Origin of the sequence: Streptomyces sp. NPDC051578 (assembly GCF_044454045.1) — a bacterium.
GTDB lineage: Bacteria > Actinomycetota > Actinomycetes > Streptomycetales > Streptomycetaceae > Streptomyces.
The window spans coordinates 1-8,947 of sequence record NZ_JBITDH010000008.1; the positions used below are offsets into that span (position 1 = coordinate 1).

1 pseudogene is annotated in these 8,947 nt (G+C 73.7%); it reads right to left on the reverse strand.

The features are described from left to right. Positions 1–8,909 (reverse strand): annotated as a pseudogene (locus tag ACIA6C_RS26645) (SDR family NAD(P)-dependent oxidoreductase); the annotation flags it as partial. Between the last annotated feature and the right edge of the window lie 38 nt (positions 8,910–8,947).

Below are 8,947 nucleotides of genomic sequence, written 5' to 3' on the forward strand. Positions count from 1 at the left end.
GAACCCACCGCCACACCACCACGCGTGACCACCACAAGCGACGCACCCTCAAACCGCTCCCCCGCCAACCACTCCTGCACCACACCCAGAACCCGCTGCACGGTGGTGCGTACATCGGCGAGTACGTCGTCGGTCCCCGGGCCCGCACAGTCCAGGACAACGGCGGACGGCACCTCGGCAGCGTCCGCCACCCGCTCCCACGGCAGCCAGTCCGCGCCGGCGGCTGCGGTCCGTGGCGCGGGCTGCCAGCGGATGTGGAGCAGGGAGTCCCCGGCCCCGGAGCCCAGCTGTTCCGCCGACACCGGCCGGGAGAGCAACGACTCGACCGCCAGGACCGGGCGGCCCTGCTCGTCGGCCACGGTGAGCGAGAGCCCGTCCTGCTGGGCAACGGGGGTGATGCGCACCCGCAGCGCCTTGGCGCCCGACGAGTGCAGCGTGACCCCGTTCCACGCGAACGGCAGCAGGGTCCGGCCGCCGCCGTCCTCTCGGCCCGGCACCGCAAGCAGTCCGACGTGCATGGCGGCGTCGAGCAGCGCCGGGTGCAGCCCGAACTGCTCTGCCTCAGCGTGGGCCTGCTCGGGCAGGGCGACCTCGGCGAACAGGGCGTCGCCGAGCCGCCAGGCCGCCGTCAGGCCCTGGAATACGGGGCCGTAGTGATATCCGGCGGCCGCGAGGTCCGGGTAGGCGTCGGCGACGGGGATCGCTTCGGCTCCGGCAGGCGGCCAGTCCGTGAGCGCTTCCGCCACGGCGGCCGTGTCCGGCGGGGCGAGTACGCCGTCGGCGTGGCGGGTCCAGGGCAGGTCGGGCTGGTCGTCGGGCCGGGAGTGGATCGCGACCGTCCGGCGCCCGGCGTCGTCAGCCGGGCCGACCGCCACCTGAACGGCGATACCGCCCCGCTTCGGGAGAACGAGCGGCGCCTGGAGGGTGAGTTCCTCCAACAGCCCGCAGCCGAGCCGGTCTCCCGCCTGTACGGCGAGTTCCACGAAGCCCGTGCCCGGCAGCAGGACGCTCCCGAGCACGTCGTGGTCGGTGATCCAGCCGTGCGTACCGGCGGAGAGCCGCCCGGTGAGGACCGCGCCCCCGTCATCGGGCAGCTCGACCACCGCCCGCAGCACCGGGTGGTCGAGAGCGACCTGGCCGGTGTCGGCGGAGCCCCCGGAGGCCGAGGGGGCAGTCATCCAGAAGCGGGTGCGCTGGAAGGCGTACGTGGGCAGCTCCACGTTCCGGGCGCCGGATCCGGCGAAGAAGGCCTCCCAATCCAGGGGTACGCCGGTGGCGTGCAGCTGTCCGAGGGTGGCGATCAGGGTTTCGGGTTCGGGCCGGTTCTTGCGGAGGGCGGGTACCAGGACGGCCTGCTCGGAGTCCACGCCCTGCTGGGCGAGTCCGGTCAGGACGCCGTCCGGGCCGATCTCCAGGAAGCGGGTGACACCCTGCTCCTCCAGGGTCCGCACGGCGTCCGCGAAGCGGACGGCCTCGCGGACCTGGCCGACCCAGTACTCCGGCGACCGCCAGTCCTCTGACAACTCGCCCGTAACGGTGGAGACGACCGGGATGCGCGGCGCGGAGAACGTCAGCCGGGAAGCGACCGCGCGGAAGTCGTCCAGCATCGGATCCATCAGCGCCGAGTGGAAGGCGTGCGAGACCGCCAGCCGGCTGGTCTTACGGCCTTCGGTGGTGAAGTGCTCGCCCACGGCCAGCACGGCGGCCTCGACCCCGGACACGACGACCGAGTCCGGTCCGTTGACCGCAGCAATACTCACACCGTCGGTGAGAAGCGGCAGCACCTCATCCTCAGTGACCTGCACCGCGAGCATCGCACCACCGGTGGGCAGCTCCTGCATCAACCGGCCACGCGCCACCACCAACTCGGCCGCATCAGCCAGCGACAACACCCCCGCCACATGCGCGGCAGCCAGCTCACCGATCGAATGCCCGGCGACCACGTCAGGCGTGACACCCCACGCCTCCACCAACCGATAGAGAGAAACCTCCAACGCGAACAGGGCGGGCTGCGTCACCGCGGTCGCGTTCAACGCCTCCGCATCCTCACCCCACACCACCTCACGCAACGACCGCCCCAGGTGCCGGTCAACCTCCCCACACACCGCATCAAAGGCCTGCGCGAACACCGGGAACGCGTCATACAACTCACGCCCCATCCCCAACCGCTGAGCACCCTGACCCGTGAACAGGAACGCCGTCGACCCCTTGCCTGCCACGCCCCGCGCGACACTCGCATGCGGCTGTCCGGCGGCGAGGGCTGCAAGCCCGGCCTCACGGTCCCCCACGATCACCGCCCGGTGTTCCATCGCGCCGCGCGCGGTGGCCAGGGTGTATCCGACGTCCTCGGGGCGGTGGGCGCCGGCCACCGCGAGCAGGCGTTCCGCCTGGCCCGCCAGAGCAGCGGCGGACTTCGCCGACAGCAGCCACGGCACCACCGGCAGGCCGGCTTCCGGGCCTTCCCCGACCCCGGCCTCCTCCCGGGACGCCTGCTCCACGATCACGTGGGCGTTCGTCCCGCTCAGCCCGAACGAGGAGACCGCGGCCCGGCGGGGCCGCCCCTCGGCCGGCCACTCCCGGGCCTCGGTCAGGAGCTCCACGTCCCCCGCCGACCAGTCGATCTGGTCCGACCGCTCTTCCGCGTGCAGGGTGGGCGGCAGCACACCGTGCCGCATCGCCATCACCATCTTGATGATCCCCGCGACACCCGCAGCGGCCTGCGTGTGCCCCATGTTGGACTTGACGGAGCCCAGCCACAGCGGCTGTCCCTCGGGCCGTTCCTGGCCGTACGTGGCGAGCAGCGCCTGCGCCTCGATCGGGTCACCGAGCCGGGTGCCCGTGCCGTGCGCCTCGACCACGTCGACATCGGCCGCCGACAGGCCCGCATCGGCCAGCGCGTGCCGGATCACCCGCTGCTGCGCCGGCCCGTTCGGAGCCGTCAGACCATTGCTGGCACCGTCCTGGTTCAGCGCAGAGCCCTTCACCACCGCCAGCACCCGGTGCCCATTGCGCCGCGCGTCCGACAACCGCTCCAGCAACAGGACGCCCGCACCCTCACCCCACCCCGTACCGTCCGCCCCCGCACCGAACGACTTGCACCGCCCGTCCGGGGACAGGCCGCGCTGCTCGCTGAAGTACACGAGCATGTCGGGGGTCGACATGACGGTCACGCCGCCCGCGAGCGCGAGCGAGCATTCGCCGGAGCGCAGGGCCTGGGCGGCCATGTGCAAGGCCACCAAGGACGACGAGCACGCCGTGTCCACCGTGACCGCCGGACCCTCCAGGCCCAGCGTGTAGGCGACGCGGCCGGAGACCAGGCTGCCCGCCGTGCCGCCGGCGTAGTCGTGGTACATCACACCGGCGTACACACCCGTCCGGCTGCCCTTGAGCGCGGCCGGGTCCACGCCTGCGCGTTCGAGCGCCTCCCAGGAGATCTCCAGCAGCAGCCGCTGCTGGGGGTCCATGGTCAGCGCCTCGCGCGGGGAGATCCCGAAGAACGCCGGGTCGAACGCGCCCGCTTCGTAGAGGAAGCCGCCGTCGCGGGCGTAGGACTTGCCCGGCACGCCCGGCTCCGGGTCGTAGACGCCGGGGTCCCAGCCCCGGTCGTCGGGCAGTGGGGCGATGGCGTCCACGCCGTCGGCCACCAGCCGCCACAGGCCCTCGGGCGTGTCGACGCCACCCGGGTAGCGGCAGGCCATGCCGACTATGACGACCGGGTCGTCGTCCGTGGCTCGGGCGGTGGCAGCCGCCGGCGCCGGGGCCGCTTGCGCGCCGGCTCCGTCGAAGAGTTCCCCGATGTGCGCGGCGACGGCCGCGGCCGTCGGGTAGTCGAAGATCAGCGTGGCGGGCAGGCGGAGCCCGGTCGCCTTGTCGAGCCGGTTGCGCAGTTCCACGGCGGTCAGCGAGTCGAAGCCCAACTCGTCGAAGGCGCGGTGTGGTTCGACGGCGTCGTGCGAGGCGTGGCCGAGGACCGCGGCGACCTGCGTACGGACGAGGTCCTGGACGGCGGTGGCACGGGCGGCTCCGGTGAGCCCGGCGAGCCGCTCGCGCAGGGCGCCCGACCCCGGACGGGCGCCGGCCCGGCGCCCGGGGGCCCGTACGAGCCGGCGCAGTAGGGCGGGCGGCTCGTCGGTCTGGGCGCGCAGGACGGCGAGGTCCAGGCGGACCGGGACGGTCGCCGCTTCGCCCGAGGCGAGCGCGGCGTCGAAGAGGGCGAGGCCCGTGTCGGCGGGGATGGCGGGCGTTCCGGCCTGCCGCATCCGCTCCAGTTCGGCGTCACCGAGGTGCGTCGCCATGCCCCCGGCGGTGTCCCACAGGCCGAAGGCCAGGGCGCAGGCCGGTAGTCCGCCGGCCCGGCGGTGGGCGGCGAGGGCGTCGAGGAAGACGTTGGCGGCCGCGTAGTTGGCCTGGCCCGTCGAGCCGAGGGTGCCCGCGATGGAGGAGAGGAGCACGAACGCGGTGAGGTCCAGGCCCTCGGTCAGCTCGTGCAGGTGCCAGGAGGCGTCCGCCTTGGGGGCCAGGACGGCGCTGAACCGCTCGGGTGTGAGCGAGGTCAGCATCCCGTCGTCCAGTACGCCCGCCGCGTGCACGATCCCGCGCAGCGGGTGCGCGGGGTCGACGGTGTCCAGTACGGCGGCCAGTGCCGCGCGGTCCGCCACGTCGCAAGCCGCGACGGTGACCGAAGCCCCCGACGCGACGAGGTCCGAGCGGAGTTCGGCGACTCCGGGCGTGTCGGGACCGCGCCGCCCTACGAGGAGCAGGTGGCGCACCCCGTGCTCGGCCACGAGGTGGCGGGCGACCAGGGCGCCCAGCCCGCCGGTGCCGCCGGTGATCAGCACGGTGCCCGTACCGTCCCACACCGGTTCCGCGGCCGTGGCGGGCGCGGTCGAGCGCACCAGGCGCGGGACGGACGTGCGCCCCGCACGGACGGCCAGCTCCGGTTCGTCTTCGACCAGGACGTGGCCCAAGTCCTCGCTGCCGTCGGTGTCGAGCAGCACGAATCGGCCGGGGTTCTCCGCTTGCGCGGCTCGTACGAGACCCCATGCGGGGGCCTGCCTCACGTCGACCGGTTCACCGTCCTCGACGGCCACCGCGCCCCGGGTGACGAGGACGAGGGTGGCCCCGGAGAACCGCGGGTCCTCCAGCCACTGCCGCACCACGTCCAGGACGCGGTGGGAGACGGCGTGGGCGGCGGACACGACATCGGCCTCCGGGACCCGGCAGTCGAAGACCACCGCGCCTTCGACCGGGCCCTCGGCAGGCGCGTCCTCCCAGCGCAGCCACCGCCCGGGGGAACCGGCGCCGGCCGGCTGCCACGCCACGCGGTAGAGCGGGTCGTCGGCCCGCGCCCCGGCCCCGGCCGCGTCCACCGCCCGGCCGACGACCCCGCCGACCGCCGCGACCGGGGCTCCGGAGGCGTCGGCCACCTCCAGGGAGAGGCTGTCCGGTGTGGGCCGGGTGAGGCGCACGCGCACCGCCGAGGAGCCGACGGCGTACAGGCGTACGTCCTTCCACACGAACGGCAGCACCGTCGCGGAGCCGTCGCCGGAGCCGCCGGAGCCGTCACCCGAGTCCACCAGGGCGGGGTGCATCGCCGCGTCGAGCAGCGCCGGGTGCAGGCCGTACGCGTCCGCCGCCACCTCGGGCGGGAGCGAGACCTCCGCGTACAGCGCGTCCCCGAGCCGCCAGGCCGCCGTCAGGCCGCGGAAGGCCGGCCCGTAGGCGAGGCCACGGTCGCGCAGGGTCTCGTAGGCCCCGTCGACGGGCAGGGGTTCAGCCCCGGCCGGGGGCCACACCTCCAGGTCGAACGCGGGGGCCTCCGCCTCGTCGGCCAGCACGCCTTCGGCATGCAGGGTCCACTCCGGCTCGGGCGCGGACCCGGGAATGCCCTCCTCCCGGGCGTAGACGCCGACCGACCGGCGTCCCGACTCGTCGGCCGCCCCGACCACGATCTGTACGGCGACGGCACCGTCCTCGGGGAGGAGGAGCGGGGCGTGCAGAGCGAGCTCTTCCAGCACACCGCATCCGGCGTGGTCGCCGGCGCGGACGGCGAGCTCCACGAACCCGGAGCCGGGGAAGAGGACCGCGTCCCGCACCACGTGGTCGGCGAGCCACGGTTCGGCGGCCACGGCGAGCCTGCCGGTGAGGACCACCCCGCCCGAGTCGGCGAGGGAGACGACGGCGCCGAGCAGAGGGTGCTGGGGCGCGGACAGCCCGGCAGCGGGCGCGTGGCCCGCGGGACGGACGGCATCGACCCAGTAACGGGTGCGCTGGAAGGGATAGGTGGGGAGGTCAACGCGCCGGGCGCCGGTGCCGGCGTAGAAGGCCTCCCAGTCGACGCGCACGCCGTCCACGTGCAGGAGGGAGAGGGCCGAGACCAGGGTTTCGGGTTCGGGGCGGTTCTTGCGGAGGGCGGGTACGAGGACGGCCTGCTCGGAGTCCACGCCCTGCTGGGCCAGACCGGTCAGGACGCCGTCCGGGCCGATCTCCAGGAACCGGGTCACACCCAGCTCGCCCAACGCCTCCACCGCGTCGGTGAACCGGACGGCTTCACGGACCTGGCCGACCCAGTACTCCGGGGACTGCCACTGCGCCCCCGGCCATCCCGTCACGGTGGACACGGCCGAGACTCGCGGCTCGGAATAGGTCAACTGCGAGGCAACTGCACGGAACTCGTCCAGCATCGGGTCCATGAGCGCGGAGTGAAAGGCGTGGGATACAGCGAGCCGACTGGTCTTACGGCCTTCGGTGGTGAAGTGCTCACCGACAGCCAGTACAGCGGCCTCGACACCCGAAACCACCACCGACTGCGGCCCGTTCACCGCAGCAATACCCACACCCTCGGTCAGGAGCGGGAGCACCTCATCTTCCGCGGCCTGTACCGCGAGCATCGCACCGCCGGTGGGCAGCTCCTGCATCAACCGGCCACGCGCCACCACCAACTCGGCCGCATCAGCCAGCGAAAACACCCCCGCCACATGCGCGGCGGCCAGCTCACCGATCGAATGCCCGGCGACCACGTCAGGCGTGACACCCCACGCCTCCACCAACCGATAGAGAGAAACCTCCAACGCGAACAGGGCGGGCTGCGTCACCGCGGTCGCGTTCAACGCCTCCGCATCCTCACCCCACACCACCTCACGCAACGACCGCCCCAGGTGCCGGTCAACCTCCCCACACACCGCATCGAAAGCAGCCGCGAACACCGGGAACGCCTCGTACAGCTCACGCCCCATCCCCAACCGCTGGGCACCCTGGCCGGTGAAGAGGAACGCCGTCCGCCCCCCGGGCTGGACCCGGCCCGTCACCAGAGCAGGGTGCTCCTCCCCCGCCGCCAGCGCGGCGAGCGCCGCCAGCCGGCTCGCCCCGTCGCCCGTCACCACCGCACGGTGGTCGAACAGCGAGCGTGTCGTCGCCAGGGAGTGGCCGACGTCCCCGGCCCGGTGGTCGGAGCCTGCGACCGACTCCAGCAGCCCCCGGGCCCGGTCCGCCAGCGCCTGCGGGGTCTTCGCGGACACCGGCCACGGCATCACCGGCGGCAGCGCCCGCAGCGGCTCCGCCCCGGCCGCGGTCTCCGCCGTCGCCTGCGGCGCCTGTTCCACGATGACGTGCGCGTTCGTCCCGCTGAGGCCGAACGAGGAGATGCCCGCTCGGCGCGGCCGCTCCCCGGCCCGCCATTCCCGGGCCTCGGTCAGCAGTTCCACGTTCCCCGCCGACCAGTCCACCTGGTTCGAGGGTGCGTCGACGTGCAGGGTCCGGGGCAGTACCCCGTGCCGCATCGCCATCACCATCTTGATGACGCCCGCGACACCGGCGGCGGCCTGCGTGTGCCCGAAGTTGGACTTCACCGACCCCAGCCACAGCGGCCGGTCCTGGGGCCGCTTCCTCCCGTACGTGGCCAGCAGCGCCTGTGCCTCGATGGGGTCGCCCAGCCGGGTGCCCGTGCCGTGCGCCTCGACCGCGTCCACGTCCGCCGGCGTCAGGCCCGCGTCGGCGAGCGCCTGGCGTATCACCCGCTGCTGCGCCGGGCCGTTGGGGACGGTCATGGCACTGGACGCGCCGTCCTGGTTGACGGCGGAGCCGCTGACGAGGGCGAGGACCGGGTGGCCGTTGCGGCGGGCGTCGGAGAGCCGCTCCAGCAGCAGTACGCCCGCGCCCTCCCCCCACCCGGTGCCGTCGGCGGCCGCGGCGAACGGCTTGCACCGTCCGTCCGGGGCGAGTCCGCGCTGGCCGGAGAAGTACACGAGCATGTCGGGGGTGGACATGACGGTCACGCCACCCGCCAGGGCCAGGTCGCATTCGCCGGAGCGCAGGGCCTGGGCGGCCATGTGCAGGGCCACCAGGGACGAGGAGCACGCCGTGTCCACGGTGACGGCGGGGCCTTCGAGGCCCAGCGTGTAGGCCGTGCGGCCGGAGACGAAGCTGCCCGCGCTGCCGTCGGCGTAGTCGTGGTACATCACACCGGCGTACACACCCGTCCGGCTGCCCTTGAGCCGGGTCGGGTCGACGCCCGCGCGTTCGATCGCCTCCCAGGAGATCTCCAGCAGCAGCCGCTGCTGGGGGTCCATGGTCAGCGCCTCGCGCGGGGAGATCCCGAAGAACGCCGGGTCGAACGCGGCCGCGTCGTAGAGGAACGCGCCGTCCCGGGCGTAGGACTTGCCCGGCACGCCCGGCTCCGGGTCGTAGACGTCGGGGTCCCAGCCGCGATCGGCGGGGAAGCCGGACACGGCGTCGGTGCCGTCGGCCACCAGCCGCCACAGGCCCTCGGGCGTGCCGGCGCCGCCGGGGTAGCGGCAGGCCATGGCCACGATCGCGATGGGGTCGTTGCCCGCCGCGGTCAGCCGTGCGTTCTCTTCGCGCAGTCGCTCGTTGTCCGTGAGTGACTTGCGCAGTGCCGCTACGACCTGTTCCACCGATGTGCTCACGTCATCCTCGAATTCCGGTTCGG